Here is a 17762-nt window from a genome sequence, read left to right on the forward strand (position 1 = left end):
TTTTTCTCTTTTCTATTTTTTGAGCCGTTGGCTGCATCATCAAAATCACTATTCGTTTGCTTGGTTTTAATGAGCCAATCAGACTATTTATCTTTTAGTTTGCTGTTAATGTAAGTTTCAACGTTATGCTGATGCTCTTCATAGCTTTCAGCAAAATAGACATTACCAGTGGTTACATCTGCCACAAAGTACATGTACTTGGTAGATGATGGATTGATAACCGCTTCAATCGCAGACAGACTAGGACTATCCACAGGACCTGGCATCAACCCCTTATGAACATAATCATTATAAGGGGAGTCAATGTTTGTGTCAATAGTTGCATCTTCTTTCAAGGTCGTTTCCTGACCAAGTTTTCCAAGAGCATAAAGAACTGCGATATTACTTTGTAGAGCCATGTCTGAGTTTAGACGATTATAGAAGACGCTCGCAATATTTTTACGGTCGTCATCTGTAGCTCCTTCTTTTTCAACAAGAGAAGCTAGGGTCAAAATCTCATTAACATTGTGTCCACTAGATGAAATCGTCGCATAGTAAGGTGATAGGTAGGTGTCCATCGTTGACAACATTTCCTCTGCCAAAGACTCCACCGTCGTATCATCATGAATGTTATAAGTCGCTGGGAACAGATAACCCTCTAGGACATACTTAGCATCCGTAGAATTCGGAAGGTTTGCCAACAAGGTTGGATACTTCGCTTTCATCTTAGTAATGAAAGCATCATCCTTCATCAATTTCAAGAAATCTTTCGCCTTAAGTCCAGTTGATGATTTTTTGCCTTTTTTAGCTGAAGAATTAACTTCAACTGCCTTGGAAATTTGATCAATGGTATATCCTTCTTTGACTAAGACCGTACCAAGAGATGGCTCCTGAGGTTTATCACTTCCTTTTTTCTGAAGTGCCTCAATAATTTCATCCATGGTCATGCTAGCCTGAAGGTTGTAATAACCACTTTTCAGATTTGAGATGTTCTTAAACTTGGTATAGTAATTAAAGACCTTACCAGACTTAATAACACCAGCTGATTCCAAGAGTTGGCCAATATAACTGCTACCTGAATTTTCGGGAATTTCAACACTAACAAACTTAGTTGAATTAACATCTTTTGCGCCAACAGCATCACTAACATAACGATAACCAAAGAATGTCGCTACTGACAAGATAAGAAGCAAGAAGATAATAATATTTCTTGCAATTTTCCCAGCACGGCGGTTATTTTTATTGCGTTTGTGATTTCGGTTAGAACGTGAAATCGGCTCTTCGTCGACAATGTCAGCCTGTTTACCATCTTTTGGTGAAGACTTTTTCTTCTTCACTTTCTTGCCTTTCTTTTTCTTAGGCTTTCCAGAGGGTTCTAGAGCAATACTCTCATCATCCTCATTACCATCAGCTACTAGCTCTGATTGAACCTTTTCTTGCGACGCTTGGTCACTTGTTTCATGATGTTCCTGCAAGAATGCTTCTTTTTGACGTTCTGAGGTCAATTTGGCCTCCAATTCTTTAGGGTCTGTATAAATAGCTTCGTTAGACTTAGCTTCAATGAGCTCCTTAGCCACATCTGCAGGAATATACTCCTCTTCAGATGCTTCGTTAAGACTAGTCTCCCAAACTGGACGTTTAAAACGGCGTTTCGACGTTTCAGTCTCCTGAGGGATATTTACCTTTGTCTCCTCCTCAATTGGCTCTTTAGGAATAGACGCTAGGTTTGAATGAGCATCAGATACTAAAGACTCCGCTTGGGAATCTGAAAACAAGCCAAGACTATCTTGTTGAGAATCTTGGGCTGTCTCAGAAGTCATAGATTTAGCAAAGGCACTGTGTGAAACAGAATGTGAACTAAAATCTTGGTTACTTACTTTATTAGACGCTGAATCACTACGAGTTGTAGCGCTCTCAGCTGACGTTGAAAGTGGTGTCTCGGGCATAGTTGCACTTTTATTATGCTCCTCCTCACGAAGAGAACGGAGCCGTGTCGCTTCTTGTAAGTCTCGGAGAATCTGATTTTTGAAGCTTAGGCTATCTTCAGAAGCTTCCGAGTGTTCATTAAACTTGTCCGTCAAGGCATACCTCCTCTATAGTAACAAACGCCATTATATCTTAAAAAGTCAGTTAATGCAAATCAATTGGTCCTTTGTCACAGTAACGTAACACTGAAATCAATGGGTTTCTGGGTTCTCCCAGACCATATTATACCAAGAGCTTCCACCATGATTTGATTCCGATTCTCCCTCATCAGTGAAACCATTGATCTCATAGTAAGCAATCAAGTAATCATGACAAGTCAAACTAATACCTTGGCGTTTTTGAGCAATAGCCAGATCTTTAAGCGCTGCAATCAAGGCTGTTCCAATACCTTGCCCTTTAAAGTCTTTGGAGATAGACAAACTAGTCACTGCAATAAAACCTCCTTGACTAGCATTAGGAGCCACTTTATGGAACAGGTCATCTGTGAGATAACGTTCCGCAATCACAGGTCCTTCGATGTAACCAGCTACAACGCCATCAATTTCAGCAATTAGAAAGGTATCACAAATCGTCTCTAAACGCTCTGCAATAGCCTCTGGAGTTGCAGCCTCTTCAGGCGAAAAATTTTCTTGTTCGATACGAACAACATCAGCCCAATCATCCTCTCGGGCATGTCGAATAAGCATATCAAATTCCTTTCTATTAAGAGAAAGAGCTGAGCGAAATCGCTACAGCCCTTAATATATTACATGTGTGTTTGCAAGCTTGCTAGGAGCTCTTCGAACGAGCGTTCGTAAAGTTGGATGTCCCCAGCTCCCATAAAGACATAAACAGCATTGTCATGGTCAAGGAGAGGTGAGACATTTTCAACTGTAACCACTTTGGCAGGTTTATTGATCTTAGCAGCAAGATCTTCAACCTTAACATCACCATGGTCAACCTCACGCGCTGAACCGTAAATTTGCGCCAAATAAACAGCATCTGCTTCACTCAAAGCTTCAGCAAATTCATCAAGAAGGGCGATGGTACGTGTGAAGGTATGTGGTTGGAAAATAGCAACAATCTCTTTAGATGGGTACTTTTGACGTGCTGCATCAAGCGTTGCAATAATTTCAGTTGGATGGTGGGCAAAGTCATCGATGACAACAGTACCACTGATAATTTTCTCTGTGAAACGGCGTTTAACACCTGAGAAAGTTTTAAGGTGTTCCGCAACCAAGTCCATGTCAAAACCAGCTACATAGAGGTTCCCAATAACCGCAGTTGCATTCAAGATATTGTGACGACCATAGGCTGGCACATGGAATTCTCCAAGGATTTGTCCATCATGTTTCACCTTGAAATTAGACCCTGTCGTTGTACGCACAATGTCTGTTGCTATAAAGTCATCATTTTCTTCGAAACCATAGTAATAGATTGGCGCATTGGCTGTAATCTTACGAAGGTGTGGATCCTCACCGTAAACAAAGAGTCCTTTTTGCACTTGCTTAGCATAATCATCAAAGGCAGAGAACACATCATCGATACTTGTAAAGTAATCAGGATGGTCAAAGTCAATGTTAGTGATGATTGAGTATGCTGGGTGGTATGGCATGAAATGACGTTCATATTCATCAGACTCAAAGACAAAGTATTGCGCATTAGCAGAACCTCGTCCAGTTCCGTCACCAATAAGATATGACGTGTCTGTGATATTTTTCATAACATGTGACAAGAGACCTGTTGTAGAAGTCTTACCATGTGCACCTGCCACACCAAAGCTAGTGAATTGATCCATGAAGTGACCCAAGAACTCGTGGTAACGCTTAAAGCTGTAGCCATTTTTAATCGCATAAGCAACTTCAACGTTGTTATCTTCACGAAAGGCATTTCCAGCAATCAATTCAACATCTTCTGTGATGTTTTTTTCATCGAAAGGAAGAATAGGGATACCTGCTTGCTCAAGACCACGTTGAGTGAAGTAATATTTTTCCACATCTGAACCTTGAACCTTGTGTCCCATTTGGTGGAGCATCAAAGCCAAAGCTGACATACCAGATCCTTTAATTCCAATAAAATGATAAGTTTTAGACATAGTTTCTCCTTACAATCGCACTGCGATTAGTTTGCGTCTTCTAAATGCGTCAAATTTAATTCTTGAGCAACTCGGTGTTCACGGTAAGTTTGACGTTCTGGGTAATTATAAACCTGGCTACGTTTCAAGAAGTCATAGCTATTTTTCTTGACGTTCTTACGAGAAGGGTTACTAGGCTGTTGATAGGTTGGAGCCACTTCTGCCAAGATGTAAGAATCTTGTTGCAGACGATTTGCCAAGTGATGGATCTTTGAGTGCTTCCCATTAGGTGCTAAAGTTCGCTTGATAGCACTTACAGGAGCTCCCAAGATAGAGGCTGTCACTGGTCCTTTATCCGTTGTTACAGCAGCTGGCTCAACAGTGGCCTCAAAGCTTGGTTTAGCTTCTACCTTAGGCTTAGCAGTCAGTTGACGGCTATTAGTATGTTTGGTTTGTTGAACTTCTTGGCGGAGGAATTTTTGGCGTTTCTCACGTACATCACGCTTAGCCTTTTCGCGGGCTTCCTCAGCATAAGTCATGCCAGCTTCTTGTGTCTCCACTCGTTTTGGAGCCTGCTTACGATTGCTAGGCTTAGCTGACAAGAAATCATAGTTCGGCAACAAATCATTGTAGTCCTTATCTTGGTAAGGGCCACGGATATTTGTGATTAAATCTTCATTTTCGTATAGGCGCATAGAGACCGGTTCTTGCAAGCAAGGTTCCCCGTCTGGAATCAGCGGAAATTGTCGTCTTTGGCGATGCATAAAAGACTTCCTTTCATTTTCGAGATGATGCGTATCTTAATATAAATAATCGGGAATGGGGAGATACGTCTTGCAATATCCTATTATAGCCTAATTCAAAAGATTTGCCTAGTAGCATTTTTATATTTTAGTATTCCAATATTAAATATAACAAATTAAGATATTGCAATACCAAGAATTTCTTTAATATCCTCTACTGTCATGCTGGCACGGCTTTCATTGCCATCCAATACTGTTGTGACGAGGTTTTTCTTACCTTCTTGAAGCTCAAGAATTTTCTCTTCAATAGTCCCTCTTGTAATCAAACGGTAAACTTCGACATTTTGTTCCTGACCTATACGGTGAGCACGACTAATAGCCTGCATTTCTACCGCTGGATTCCACCAAAGGTCAATCAGAATTACCGTATCAGCACCAGTTAGATTCAGTCCCACTCCTCCTGCTTTCAGAGAAATCAAAAAGGCATCTCGACTTCCTTGATTGAAGGCTCTGGTCATCTCCTGACGACTATCAGATGGTGTTGACCCTGTTAGCTTATATGAGGAAATCCCTAATTCTTGTAAGAGCCCCTCTGTAATATCTAACATTCCACGAAATTGTGAGAAGATAAGGACACGATGGTCCGACTCCTTAATTTGGCTAAGCAACTCTCTAAGGCTATCTAATTTGCCGCTATCTCCCGCATAGTCCATAAAGAGAGCTGGGGTATCACAGATTTGTCGTAAGCGGGTAATTCCTGACAAGATTTCCACCTTACGACGGTTGATTTCCTGATCACTTGCTGAAATTAATCCTTGTTGCATCTGTTGTAATTGTGCTAAATAGATAGCCTTTTGAGCATCTGACAATTCACTTTGGTGAGTGATTTCAATCAAATCTGGTAGATCAGGAAGGACCTCTTCTTTTTTACGTCTTAGAATAAAGGGAGAAATATACCTAGCCACTTCCTTAGGTGTTAACTTAAGGAAAGTTTTTTTAGCTGGTAAAAGTCCTGGTAGAATAATCTGGAAAATAGACCAAATCTCCAACAAATGATTTTCAATAGGCGTTCCAGATAGTGCTAAGCAATGTGGAACAGAAAAATCACGTAGATATTGGGCAATCTTTGTCTGTGTATTCTTCATGACCTGAGCCTCATCGAGAATGAGATAGTCATATTTACCAGCCTTGTAAGCATCAAAATCCTGACGGAAGGAAGCATAGCTTGTAATAATAATCTGGTGGTCTTCGGCAATGATGTCATCACGTTTTGGCTTGAGTCCATAAGAAACCGCTACATCTAACTGAGGGGCAAACTTTTTAAACTCATCCTGCCAATTGTAAATCAGACTTGATGGTGACAAAACCAAAACTCGTTGTCCTTCTTCTAAATGTGCAGAGAGGTAGGCAATAGTTTGCAAGGTTTTCCCCAACCCCATATCGTCGGCCAAGATACCGCCAAAACCATAGTGATGCAACATCGATAGCCACTGAACACCTTTTTCCTGGTAGGGACGAAGGCCAGCTTCTACCTTATAGGTTGGCAAATCAAAGGTCTCTGGCTTACTCAAATGTTGCGTTAAGAGTTGGAAATCTTTTGAAAAACGAACAGAATCACTTTCTGAAAGAGCATCCATCAATTGATAGGCAGTTAATTGATTGAGTTCTAGGTGACCTTTTCCTGAGTAACGAGCTCTCAGAGTTTTGAGACTCTCACTAATACGATGCGTCGCTTCGTCAAAAACAATCAACTGACCACTACGATTGATAAAATAGGGCGAGCTTTCCATCAAGGCTGCTAAAGCATGATCCACATCTTCGTCGTCAAGACTTGAAAAATCAAAGGAAATATCTAATAAATTTCCCTGACGCTCTACCTGAACCTGTGGACTCTGCTCAACCCGTAAGTCACGTAACTCCTGTCCAATCAGAACCGTTCCTGCATTTTCAAAATCTGGTAGAGTATTTGTAAAGAAATCATAGAGCTCTTGACTGCTACTTAATCGTTTAGATGACTGAAAATCAGGGGTGAATCCATGCTTAGACATCAAACGAAAAACAGCCTGCTCATGACGATAGTTACTGGTAAATCCTAAATGACTCAACTCTTGGCGATCATGTACCAAGAAACCATCAAAATCAAAGGATAATGTAAGAATAATCTCACTGTCACCTTTCAGATCAAAGCGAAATCTCGGTGTGAAATCCTTGATATTAAAAGCTTTTGGTGCCTTAACTGGCCCCATAGTCCTAAAATCAAAAAGACTAGCAGCCAAGATGGCTTGTTCATCGAGATTAAAGCTGACGTGCTTATTCAAATCACTTCCGATTGGAAGAGAGCGTAAGCCAACCAAAAGTTTTTGTTGTTTTCGATTCAGACGATAAAAAACACCTTGATAAAAGAGAATACGATTATTAAAAAACGCCTGACTATTCTTCTCAGCGACAGTCAATTCAATCATCTTGGGCTCGACACAAATATCAAACGAGAAGAGCTGAGCATCAGCAGTCAAATCCTCGACCAAAAGTTGGCGATATTCGGCTCCTTCCCATTCAAACCTAAAGCCATCCAAATCTTGCATCCGTCTCAAACCTTCTTCAAAAAAACCGTAAGGGAGACAAAGGTGACGTGCATTATTCGGTAAAATAAAATCTAAATTAGTCTTGGCTTCATCTGGAATCATCCGTCCTAAGAAGTCTAAAAATGCCTGTGAAGCCTGGTCAAATTGAATAAGTGATAGGGGTTCATAGTAGTTCTTACCTATCTGATAATAACCCTCAGCCTCTACAAGTTTGAGAAAGGCAGGAATATCTCGAATAACATAAGAACGTTCATCTGGTAAGCGACGTAAACGTATACTCCACCAAATCTCTGAACCAAAGGTAGATTCCTCTCCCTCTACCATCAAGCTATATCTAACGGTATCATCTTCATTCAGGGAAAGCCCTTCTAAAAATAAACCACCAAAAGAGTGACCTCGCTCTTGGCCTTGAGAGGATTCTTGTTCCTCTTCCAGTTCTGCCAAGAGACGCTGGCCTTCTTTATCATTTTTTAGATAATACTCAACCGCTGCCAAATGGGGACAATAGCCTTTTTGAGCGAAATAATCACAGTCACACGTGATTTCAGAATCATTGAGTGCATAAATTAAATGATGTTGGTCAACTGTTGTATCCAACTGAGTTTCTGAGACCTGATGAATGGTAATGAGATCCTTTTCAAAAAGTTCAATACCCTCATTACGGACTCTACCCGGCATCAATTTTGCCATAGTATTCACCCCTATCTTATCCCTCTATTATAGCACAAAATCCTTATAAACTAGGCCTTCACCAAGATAAAACAAAAAAAACACTCCCTAGGGAGTGTCGCAGATTATTATTAATAATCAAGTTTATCTGAGTGACCTGAACCATTACCAACATAGTAACCTGTCTTACAGTTGATACTGAAGAGGTAAGTTCCATCTGGAAGGTACAAGTTGTAGTAACCATTACCATTGATGATGTTAACTGGTTCAAGGATGAAGTTATCTCCTGAGAAGTAACCACGTGAGTGTGATGTTTCAATAATCTTATCAAGAACACCATCAGCCCAAGTCCAAGCTGGGTTACTTGTATCTGCTACTACATTTGCATTATAAGGCACACGTGAGCGGTCACGTTGAAGGATTGATGGGTTATAATTTGTGATTCCGCGTGTTACAACTGTTGAAGCTGCAGCTGAGCCACCAGTAGTTCCTCCAGTCGCACCAGTTGAACCAGTTGCACCTGAGTTAGCTGATCCATTTTGCGCTCCAGAAGTATTTGATGCGGCCGCACCACCACCAGTAGAAGCTGCTCCAGACGTGTTATCACCTGAAGGTGCAGCAGGACTAGCAGTATTGGCGCTATCAGCAGCTGTCGCTGCAGATGTTGCGCTCGCAGCTTTAGCTTTTTCTTCAAGCTGAGTCTTACCACCCTTAATCGCTTCTTGGATAGTGCTATCAAGACTCGCATTTCCAGTTGTTGTTACACTTTCTGGCAGATTATTAAAGTTGGCATCGGATTTAACAGCGATAGAGGCATTATAGCTACCATCTACCAGAGCATCTGACTCAAACTGACTGTTAATCTTTTGTACAGCTTCAATTTGTTTCTTCAAGTTATCATATTTTTTCTTAGCTGCATCATAATACTTGGTTTTCTCCAATTTCTTGAGCAGTTTTTCCAAATCTGATAGCTTACCAAATTGATCATTAGCGAGTTTTGTTTGCTCGTCATCTGTGAAGAAATTCTTATACATTTCTTCGAAGGCCTTATTATCAGCAGCTGCCGTGTCCTTGCTTGATGATGATGTCACTGCTGAAGAAGCTGTGCTTGTTGTTTTTGCCGATTGGCTATGTGTTCCTTTATAAAGAGCATAGCTACCACCAATAATAGCTAAAGCAAGAACTGCTAGAGCACCGATAACAACACCTTTACGACGGTAAACTGGAATATCACCATCAAAGGCACTCTTATGCGATGGTGAAATAGACTCTGAAGAGATTCTGTCTTCTGCAGATGGGCGATTAACTGCCATAGACACTTTTGGTGTTGTCTTTTCTTCGTCAGCTTTTGCTCCAGTTACCCCTGCCACTGTTGAGGCAATAGCCGCCAAATCGATAGTGTCTGAGATAGCAGCATCATCCAACAAAGGTTTTGAGGCTTGTTGCTCAGTATCGTCAATATTGGCAACAACAGGATTTTGTGGTTCTGGATCATCGATGTTAGCAATCAAAGGATTGTTATCATCAATATTATCTACCAATGCATCGTTATAGGCTGGCGTTGGCTGATTAGTTGAAGTAGCTGAATCTGCAAGTGCATCACCAAGGTCAAATTTTTCTGTTTCTGACGTGATGAAACGATCAGCATTCGTTGACGTAATGATAACTTCAGAACTTTGACTTTCTGGTTCTGCAATAACCTCAGGTTCAACAGGAGCATTTGGCAACTGCTTGTCAATATGAGATTGAGTTTCATCAACCTTGTTATCTGTAGCACCAAAACCAAATGTGACCGGCGTTACTTCTTCAGTAGCTGCTGTTGAGTTGATTGACTCATTAGCCATTGATTGACCAATCAAACCTGAATCTGCAAACTCCTGACGTTGCTTTTGAATAAAAGCATCCAAAGGTGATGTGTCGCCATCAGCTTCAATTTTCTTTGAAAATTTTTGTGAGGCAACTTCTTCGCGGTGTTGCTTGATATACTTATCCAAAATGCTATCTGTTTCTGTTACACCAGCATTAATCTCAGCTTCTTTGCGGACAGCCTCACCGACTGTCATTTCCTTGGCATCTTGGAAATCTAGCTCTTGGCTACCTTCATAGCCATTTTGTGTTTTATCTTCTGACACGTTTAATTTACCTTTCTAGCCTCAGAACGGCGAACACGCTCACCAAAATATTGATACAAATCAACACGGAGTGTCCCGTTATAAAGCTTACGTTTTTTATCGGCTTTCATACCGTATTTGCTTTCAAATTGTTCATCGCTGGTCAAGATAAACTTGCTCCAAGTTTTAAGTGGCGCAAAAGTTTGACCCATTTCATTATACAAGATATCCACAGCCTTGTCATCCAACAAACGCTCACCATAAGGAGGGTTTGAAATAATGACACCATTGATTTTATCTGTTTTCAGGTCCTGTAAACGCATTTGTTTCAATTTAATAACATCTTCAAGACCTGCCTCACGAGCATTGGCTTTTGCAATCTCAACCATACGGCCATCAATATCACAACCCATAATATCTAATTCAATATCATAATTCGCCTTGCTATCTGCTTCATCACGTACCAACTGTACTAAATCTTTATCCACCCAATTCCATGCTTCAAAGGCAAAATCACGATTAAATCCTGGCGCAATATTCATACCAATCATTGCAGCCTCAATACAGAAGGTCCCTGAACCACAAGTTGGGTCAATCAACGGTTTATCCGGATACCAGTTACTAAGTTCAAGAATAGCAGCCGCCATATTTTCTTTAATCGGTGCCCCACCTTTATCAGTACGGTAGCCACGCTTAAAGAGACTAGCACCTGTGGTATCAATCAAAACGGTAGCCTTATCCTTTAAAATAGAAACTTCAATCTTAAATTCCGCTCCTGTTTCTTGAAGAGGCACTCCTTCTGGACGGTGGAAATACTTCTGCAATTTCTTCACGACAGCTTTTTTTGAAATTGCCTGAACAGATGGCTCATTATGAAGCTTTGATTTAACACATTTAGCCTTAGCAATTGGGAACTTTGCACCTAGCGGAAGATAATTTTCCCAGTCTAAGGCAAAAACTCCCTGAAAGAGTTCCTCAAAGGTACGTGCTGGAAATTCACCCACTACAATCTTGATATGGTCTGCTGCTCTCAACCAAAGGTTAGTTTCAGCTATTGCACGAACATCGCCTTGGAAACGCACCTTACCATTTTCAACCTGAGTGTCATAACCTAACTCACGCAATTCACGTCCAACCACAGCCTCAAGACCTGCTGCAGCAGTTGCTACTAATGTAAATGTTTCTTTCATTGTCATCCTTTTATCTCATTGTTAAGAGTACAAACTTTTTTAACTGATGGCTTATTTTTCCACTCTTTTCTTTAGAAGATATAGTTGTAAAAGAGAGAATTCCTGCTAAAAGAAGGCTGAGACATGTGTCCCAGCCTCACCTATATGCAATTTTCTATAAGCCATGTTTTGTTCCAGAAGTGACTAGGTACCACTTCCTTCGATAATCATCTGTCTACTGCAAAGCAGTCAGGATGGTCCGTTCGTTTCCAGCCATCCCATGCCCCTACCAAAGTTTGGGTTGCTAGCTTGAGGGGTTTACCGCGTTCCACTTTTTAGGTTTCCCTAAAAACTCCGTCACTGTGGCACTTTCAGAGCTACTAAAACCTATCCGAAGACTTAGCCAGTTCACTCGCCGTAACTTGAAAATCAAGTCCCTAGGCTTATTAATTCACCTAGCACAAACACTACTGGCATCACAGCCAGTGCTAGCATGGACTTTCCTCATGGAAGACAAGCAACCATGCGATTATCCAAAAATTGCACAAACCAGTTTTATTCGACGATTTGTTTTCCAAAGACCTCTTTCTCCAAACGACTGACACGTTTTAAGATATCATAGTTTGAAGCCGAAGCAACATTAGCATTCGCACGTGATGGCTCACTTGTCGCACTTGCGTATGCTGGGCGACTAGCAGGAGCTGATGAAGTCTTAGCCTTCAGTTTTGCATTTTCTTCTTGCAATTCCTTAACCAAAGCAATATAGACACCGTAATCTTTGATTACATCGTCTAGAAACTCATCAACTTCTTTTTTATCGTATCCACGCATGCTTGTTTTAAATTCTTGTTCGTAGATTTTCTTGGGCGTTAAATTAATCTTAGCCATTTTTATTCTCCAATACTTGTCTTATCTAACTTACTAATACTTTACTGTCTAATGTTTTTATGATACAGAAAAAAAGATAAAAATGCAAGTTTAAAATTCAATTATATCCTATTCCGACATGACTTCATTGAGGTCATCAAAAGTCAGTCTAGATACGGGATAACCCCTTGCTTCTAACATCATACCGTAAAAATATTTCAGATTTGTTTCATTTTCAGGTTCATAAAATAAATAAGCCTGATCTGTATTGTCAATGAGAAACTGATTAAATTGTTTAAACTGTGCTGGAGATTGGTAAGCGGGGAAGCTGTACTTGACAAAATCAACCTGCTTAAAGGCTGCTAGTTTTGTTTGATTCGCTTCGTTCCAATTCTGACCATGCGTTTCAAAAGGGAAGAGGGTCGCTAACTTCAAAGGATAGTCTTTTTGAAGTTCTTTGGCTACTTCTAGTGCCCAAAATTCAAAACCGAGGTTCCCAGTAAAAATCATCCAATCCACACCATCATCCAAGAAACGCTTCAAATCACGTTTTATTGCTTTCTTGATAATGGTTACTTTAGGGTCCTTGTCTTTAAAAATACCGAGTTCAAAGCTCTTATAGCCAGTTACCAGTAGTGATGTCATTTGTTGTTTTCCTCGTTCATTTTATGGTATAATGAAATAGTCTTTATGCATATCTTATAAAGAAGAAGGGAAAGAAATGGTAAACTATCCCCATCAGATATCTCGTAAGATAGCACAAGTACGTCCTAAAAAATCAAATAGAGTTGACTTTGCCAATCGGGGGATGAGCTTTGAATCTGCTATTAACGCGACTAATGATTACTATTTGTCGCGTGGTTTAGCCGTTATTCATAAAAAACCTACCCCTGTTCAAATTGTCAAAGTCGATTATCCCAAACGCTCACGGGCGAAGATTGTAGAAGCTTACTTTAGACAAGCTTCTACTACCGACTACTCCGGCGTTTACAAAGGATACTACATTGATTTTGAAGCCAAAGAGACACGACAAAAGACATCCATGCCTATGAAAAACTTTCATGCGCATCAAATTGAGCACATGTCTCAGGTCATCAGTCAAGATGGGATCTGCTTCGTGCTACTTCACTTCTCGACGCTTAAGGAAACCTACCTTCTGCCTGCCAAAGACTTAATCGCTTTTTATCAAATTGATAAAGGGACGAAATCAATGCCTCTTGATTATATCAAAAAAAGAGGCTATGCAATTACAGAAGCAGCTTATCCTCAAGTTCCTTATTTAGAAATCATTGAAAAATTATTAGGTGGTAACACATAATGGCTAAATTTAATTTCAGCAACTTTAAAGAATCACTTAACGGTTTGACTAAACGTGCTAAAAACATCAAGGTCAAGCGTTCAGATTCTTCTCGCTATAGCAAAGGAAAACGCTCTGCCGCTTCAGACCAAAGTTTGGGCTGGCGTATTGCAAAATACGGATTTATTGGACTGCTCACTTTCTTTGTAGTCTGTGTCATCGCTGGTGGTAGCCTCTTTGCCTACTATGTTAGCAGTGTTCCTAAACTTACCGAGAACAAACTGCAATCAACAAACTCAAGTAAGATTTACGATGCTAACGGTAGTCTTATTGCCGACTTGGGAGCTGAGAAGCGTGAGAGTGCATCAACAGATGAAATTCCAACAACTCTAGTTAATGCCATCACCTCTATCGAGGATAAACGTTTCTTCACACACCGTGGGATTGACGTCTACCGTATCATGGGGGCAGCTGTTAATAACCTTCGTCGTAGCAGTACCCAAGGGGGGTCTACACTCGACCAACAGTTGATTAAGTTGGCTTACTTCTCAACTAACACTTCTGACCAAACCCTTAAACGTAAGTCACAAGAAATCTGGTTGTCACTCCAAATGGAGCGTCAATTCACTAAACAAGAAATCTTGACCTTCTATATTAATAAGGTTTATATGGGTAATGGTTACTACGGTATGAAGACTGCAGCCAAATCTTACTTTGGTAAGGACTTGAGCGACCTCTCTGTTGCCCAAGCAGCTCTTCTTGCTGGTATTCCACAAGCACCAACACAATATGACCCTTATGCTAATCCAGATGCTGCCAAAGAGCGTCGTAACACTGTTCTTAGTGAAATGTATGAAGACAAAAACATTTCTAAAGAAGAGTACGAACAAGCTAAAGCAACTGATGTATCAGATGGACTTCTTCCACTTACGAAGAAAGCTAGCTATGAGCTATACTTAGATAACTACATCAAACAAGTTATTGAACAAGTATCTACTGATGCCAATGCTGATATCTACTCAGCAGGTCTCGATGTCTACACTAACCTTAACCCAGATATTCAAAAATATATCTGGAACGTCTATAATACTAACGACTACGTATACTATCCAAACGATAGTCTCCAAGTTGCTTCTACTATTATTGATGTTACTAATGGTCGTGTCGTTGCCCAATTGGGATCACGTCACCAAGACGAAAACGTTGCACTTGGTACCAACCAAGCTGTTCAAACAGACCGTGACTGGGGTTCTACAATGAAACCAATCACTGACTATGCTCCTGCTATTGAAAAAGGTGTTTATACAAACACTGGTACGACTGTTTACGATAATCCTTACAATTTCCCAGGTTCTTCAACACCAGTTTACAACTGGGACCGTAAGTATTACGGAAGCATTTCATTGACTTATGCGCTTCAACAGTCACGTAACGTTACAGCCGTTAAAGCTCTCCAAGCTGCTGGTTTGGAATATGCACAATCCTTCTTGAAAGATTTGGGTATCGAGTATCCAGAAATGTACTACTCAAATGCCATCTCATCTTCAACATCATCATCAGATTCTAAGTATGGTGCATCAAGTGAGAAGATGGCCGCAGCTTATGCAGCCTTTGCAAATGGTGGTACTTACTATAAACCATCTTACATTAAATCAATCAAGTTTGAAGACGGTTCAACTAAATCATTTGATTCTAAAGGTGTCGAAGCCATGTCACCACAAACAGCCTACATGATGTCAAGTATGTTGAAACAAGTATTGACAGGTGGTACAGCAACTGAAGCTTATGTTCCTGGTACAATCAATGCTGGTAAGACTGGTACATCTAACTACGGTGACGATGAGTACTATAAAGTACAAAAAGAAAGTGGTGTCTATGCTGACCTTATGGTTCCGGATGAAACTTTCGTTGGATACAATACTAAGTATGCAATGGCGATTTGGACAGGTTACAAAAACCGTAAAACACCACTTTATGGTTCAGACCTTGATATCGCTAAACAAATCTATGGTGTAACAAGTAGCTACCTTAACCAGATGTATGGTGCAGGTTCTGAAGATTTCGATATGCCTAGCGGTGTTTATAATAATGGTAGCTATGTCTTCCTTACTGGTTCTTCAACATCAAATGTTTACTCTGGATCACTTGGAACATCTAGCTCATCATCAAGTTGGGACTCAAGCCAAAGCAGTGACTCATCAAGTTCACAAGATAGTCAACAGTACGGGCCTGATGCTTCAACAAATCCATCGACATCAGCCTCTAATGGCTCTGAACATTCAAATTCAAACACTGCTACAGCAGAAGAATAAGAACTAAAAAGGGTTATCCGAATGGATAACTCTTTTTTTACCGATAAATTTTAAAGAAGCTATGAAAAACCACTGGAATCATTTTCCAGTGGTTTCATCTATTGTCTTATTTTGAAGCAAGGGCTCCCATTGGATCCCAAGGAGCAAGTACTTGTGGCTCTGCTTCATAGGCTGCTAATTCTTCAGCTGTAAGGAAGTCTTTACGGACAACGATTTGATAAGTATATTCATCCATCCAGGCATCAGAAGCGACAAAGTAACCTTTTTGCCCAACCTTGTCTCCCCAAGAATTTTCAACCTTCCATTTAACTGGTTTGCCATCAGCATCCAAATCAACCCCAGTCAATACCATGGCATGAGTCATGAGAGATTCACTGTAGTCCAAACGTCCTGCCTTGTCTTGAGTCAAGTTAATATCCATGCTAGCTGTAAAATCGTAAACATTAGTTGCAAGAATACCTTTTTGGCGGTCTGAGACTTGACCAACATCTGAACCAAACCAAACAGTTTCTCCAGCCTTCATCTGTGCAATGGCAAGCTCTTTGAAACGATCCATTGGGAGGTTAATATAACGCACACTTGGCGCACCTACAACATTACCCAACATCTCAACAGTATAAGATTTTCCGTAAGGTTTATCAGCTGTTGGAGCGTTGATAACTGACACATAATCACTAAGTTTAAGACCCACATATTTTTCAAAGAAAGCTTGTGGTGTGATATTTTTCTCAGATTGATAGTTGTCATCTTTATCTCGGTAGGCAAAATCAAACTGACGTGGTGGTAAACCAAGAGTCATGGCAAGATAATTGAAAATTTCTTGAAGAAGCTCTTCCTTCTTAGCTTGAACAGCAGCTTGATCAGCACCACCAGCAATCAAATCACGCAAGATTTGAGCATCTTGACGAAGAAGCTTATTGAGGTATTGATTAAGCTCACGACTATTGCTTGAAGCTACAGATTCTGGATAAACTGATTTTGGCACAACACCATATTTTTCAAAAAGTGATACGACCATATCCCATTGTCCACCATCTTGTTGTGGGGTATCCAAAAGGAATTTAACCTTACGACTGCCAATCTCTTGATCTGCTGTAGCAATGATTTGTTCCAAGAACCAGTTCGATTTTTCATATTTGTCCCAGAAGAAGGTGTGGGCTTGAGAAAGCTCGAAACTTTCCAATTTAAAGTCTGAGATTAATTTATGACGGAAAGTATTTAGTGCCGCAAACATCCAGCAACGTCCTGAAGCCTTTTGGTTAGACACCTCATCTTTAGTCAAATCGATTGAGAAAACATGGTCATTCTCAACTTCTGATTGACGTGTTTCGATGGATTTGAGCAAGCCATTGTGAGTTACAGCATTTTCGATAGCACTGTACTTGGCATTGGCCTCATAGTCTGCAAATAGTTTATCTGTGAAATCTGTTGATAGTGAAGTCATAAGATTCCTCCTTTAAGCCTTATTCCTCTCTATTTTATCACTAATTTCTGAAAATTCAATTTAAAAATAACCCTAGGTAAAACCTAGGGTTATGACAATCTTATTCCACTTTATCAAACTGCGTTTCAGGTGCTGGTTTCGTTGGCTGACACGACATGATAAGGAGGACAATGCTTCCAATCAATGAGAAGATAGCCAAGATTGGTACAAGCCCTATATAACTTAGAAGTACCCAAGCCGGATGAAATCCTGCATCTCTCAAACGACGTATTTGTAGAGACAATTGAGGGATAAGTTCAATTAAGCTAAAAAGCATTAGTGGCCAAGCATAGGTAATAATTATTTTTTGCAGTTCAGTCGGATTATTCAACAGAGCTGGGTCACTAAGATCAACATTACTGAAGAAAGGAATAAGAACACAAAAAACAGTAAGAATAGTAATAATAATGACATTAACCAAGTAAGCCCACCAGTAGTCTGGACGATTCGAACGTCCGCTAAAGTCAAAGGCACGTTTCCAAAAATCAATATAAGCTTTGATCATAACTCA

Annotated in this window: 13 protein-coding genes and 1 other RNA gene; 2 read left to right on the top strand and 12 right to left on the bottom strand. The window is 40.3% G+C overall.

The annotated features are described in order from the left end of the window. Nucleotides 1–83: 83 nt before the first annotated feature. The 10 genes from mltG to HMPREF1519_RS01000 form a co-directional block, all read right to left on the bottom strand. Nucleotides 84–2060 (bottom strand): endolytic transglycosylase MltG, encoded by a 1977-nt coding sequence (gene mltG / locus HMPREF1519_RS00960; RefSeq protein ID WP_002883612.1) that lies wholly within the window; start codon nt 2058–2060, stop codon nt 84–86. A 96-nt stretch (nt 2061–2156) separates the two neighbouring features. After that, nucleotides 2157–2651, bottom strand: coding sequence for a GNAT family N-acetyltransferase (locus HMPREF1519_RS00965; protein WP_037610666.1), 495 nt, complete (start codon nt 2649–2651; stop codon nt 2157–2159). A 59-nt stretch (nt 2652–2710) separates the two neighbouring features. Then, the gene (gene murC / locus HMPREF1519_RS00970) at nt 2711–4039 is read right to left on the bottom strand and encodes a UDP-N-acetylmuramate--L-alanine ligase (protein WP_022496367.1); all 1329 of its coding nucleotides are present in this window, start codon (nt 4037–4039) and stop codon (nt 2711–2713) included. A 26-nt stretch (nt 4040–4065) separates the two neighbouring features. Further along, nucleotides 4066–4782: a hypothetical protein gene (locus tag HMPREF1519_RS00975; protein ID WP_014633860.1), complete on the bottom strand. Its 717-nt coding sequence runs from the start codon at nt 4780–4782 to the stop codon at nt 4066–4068. Between the two features lie 155 nt (nt 4783–4937). Further along, nucleotides 4938–8033 (bottom strand): DEAD/DEAH box helicase, encoded by a 3096-nt coding sequence (locus HMPREF1519_RS00980; RefSeq protein ID WP_022496368.1) that lies wholly within the window; start codon nt 8031–8033, stop codon nt 4938–4940. A gap of 110 nt (nt 8034–8143) precedes the next feature. Further along, on the bottom strand, nt 8144–10144 hold the full coding sequence (locus tag HMPREF1519_RS00985; RefSeq protein ID WP_022496369.1) for a cell division site-positioning protein MapZ family protein: 2001 nt from the start codon (nt 10142–10144) through the stop codon (nt 8144–8146). A 2-nt stretch (nt 10145–10146) separates the two neighbouring features. After that, on the bottom strand, nt 10147–11313 hold the full coding sequence (locus tag HMPREF1519_RS00990) for a THUMP domain-containing class I SAM-dependent RNA methyltransferase (RefSeq protein WP_037610729.1): 1167 nt from the start codon (nt 11311–11313) through the stop codon (nt 10147–10149). A gap of 152 nt (nt 11314–11465) precedes the next feature. Then, nucleotides 11466–11833, bottom strand: an RNA gene (rnpB, locus tag HMPREF1519_RS10160) — RNase P RNA component class B. Between the two features lie 14 nt (nt 11834–11847). Then, on the bottom strand, nt 11848–12180 hold the full coding sequence (gene gpsB, locus HMPREF1519_RS00995) for a cell division regulator GpsB (RefSeq protein WP_002889860.1): 333 nt from the start codon (nt 12178–12180) through the stop codon (nt 11848–11850). Nucleotides 12181–12288: 108 nt separating this feature from the next. Then, the gene (locus HMPREF1519_RS01000; protein ID WP_002889858.1) at nt 12289–12804 is read right to left on the bottom strand and encodes a DUF1273 domain-containing protein; all 516 of its coding nucleotides are present in this window, start codon (nt 12802–12804) and stop codon (nt 12289–12291) included. Between the two features lie 76 nt (nt 12805–12880). Here HMPREF1519_RS01000 and recU point away from each other — a divergent pair, with 76 nt between their 5' ends. Both recU and pbp1a read left to right on the top strand, forming a co-directional pair. Further along, a complete protein-coding gene (recU, locus tag HMPREF1519_RS01005; protein ID WP_002883653.1) occupies nt 12881–13477 on the top strand; it encodes a Holliday junction resolvase RecU in 597 nt (198 codons plus the stop codon). Next, the gene (gene pbp1a / locus HMPREF1519_RS01010) at nt 13477–15768 is read left to right on the top strand and encodes a penicillin-binding protein PBP1A (RefSeq protein WP_037610669.1); all 2292 of its coding nucleotides are present in this window, start codon (nt 13477–13479) and stop codon (nt 15766–15768) included. Before recU ends, pbp1a begins: the two co-directional genes overlap by 1 nt. A 106-nt stretch (nt 15769–15874) precedes the next feature. Here pbp1a and pepC read toward each other — a convergent pair whose 3' ends face one another. Together pepC and HMPREF1519_RS01020 are read right to left on the bottom strand one after the other, a co-directional pair. Further along, nucleotides 15875–17212, bottom strand: coding sequence for an aminopeptidase C (pepC, locus tag HMPREF1519_RS01015; protein ID WP_037610671.1), 1338 nt, complete (start codon nt 17210–17212; stop codon nt 15875–15877). Nucleotides 17213–17312: 100 nt separating this feature from the next. Next, on the bottom strand, nt 17313–17756 hold the full coding sequence (locus HMPREF1519_RS01020; RefSeq protein WP_022495779.1) for a DUF805 domain-containing protein: 444 nt from the start codon (nt 17754–17756) through the stop codon (nt 17313–17315). Nucleotides 17757–17762 lie beyond the last annotated feature (6 nt).

This window comes from Streptococcus sp. SR4, assembly GCF_000517725.1.
GTDB classification, from domain to species: Bacteria; Bacillota; Bacilli; order Lactobacillales; family Streptococcaceae; genus Streptococcus; species Streptococcus salivarius_F.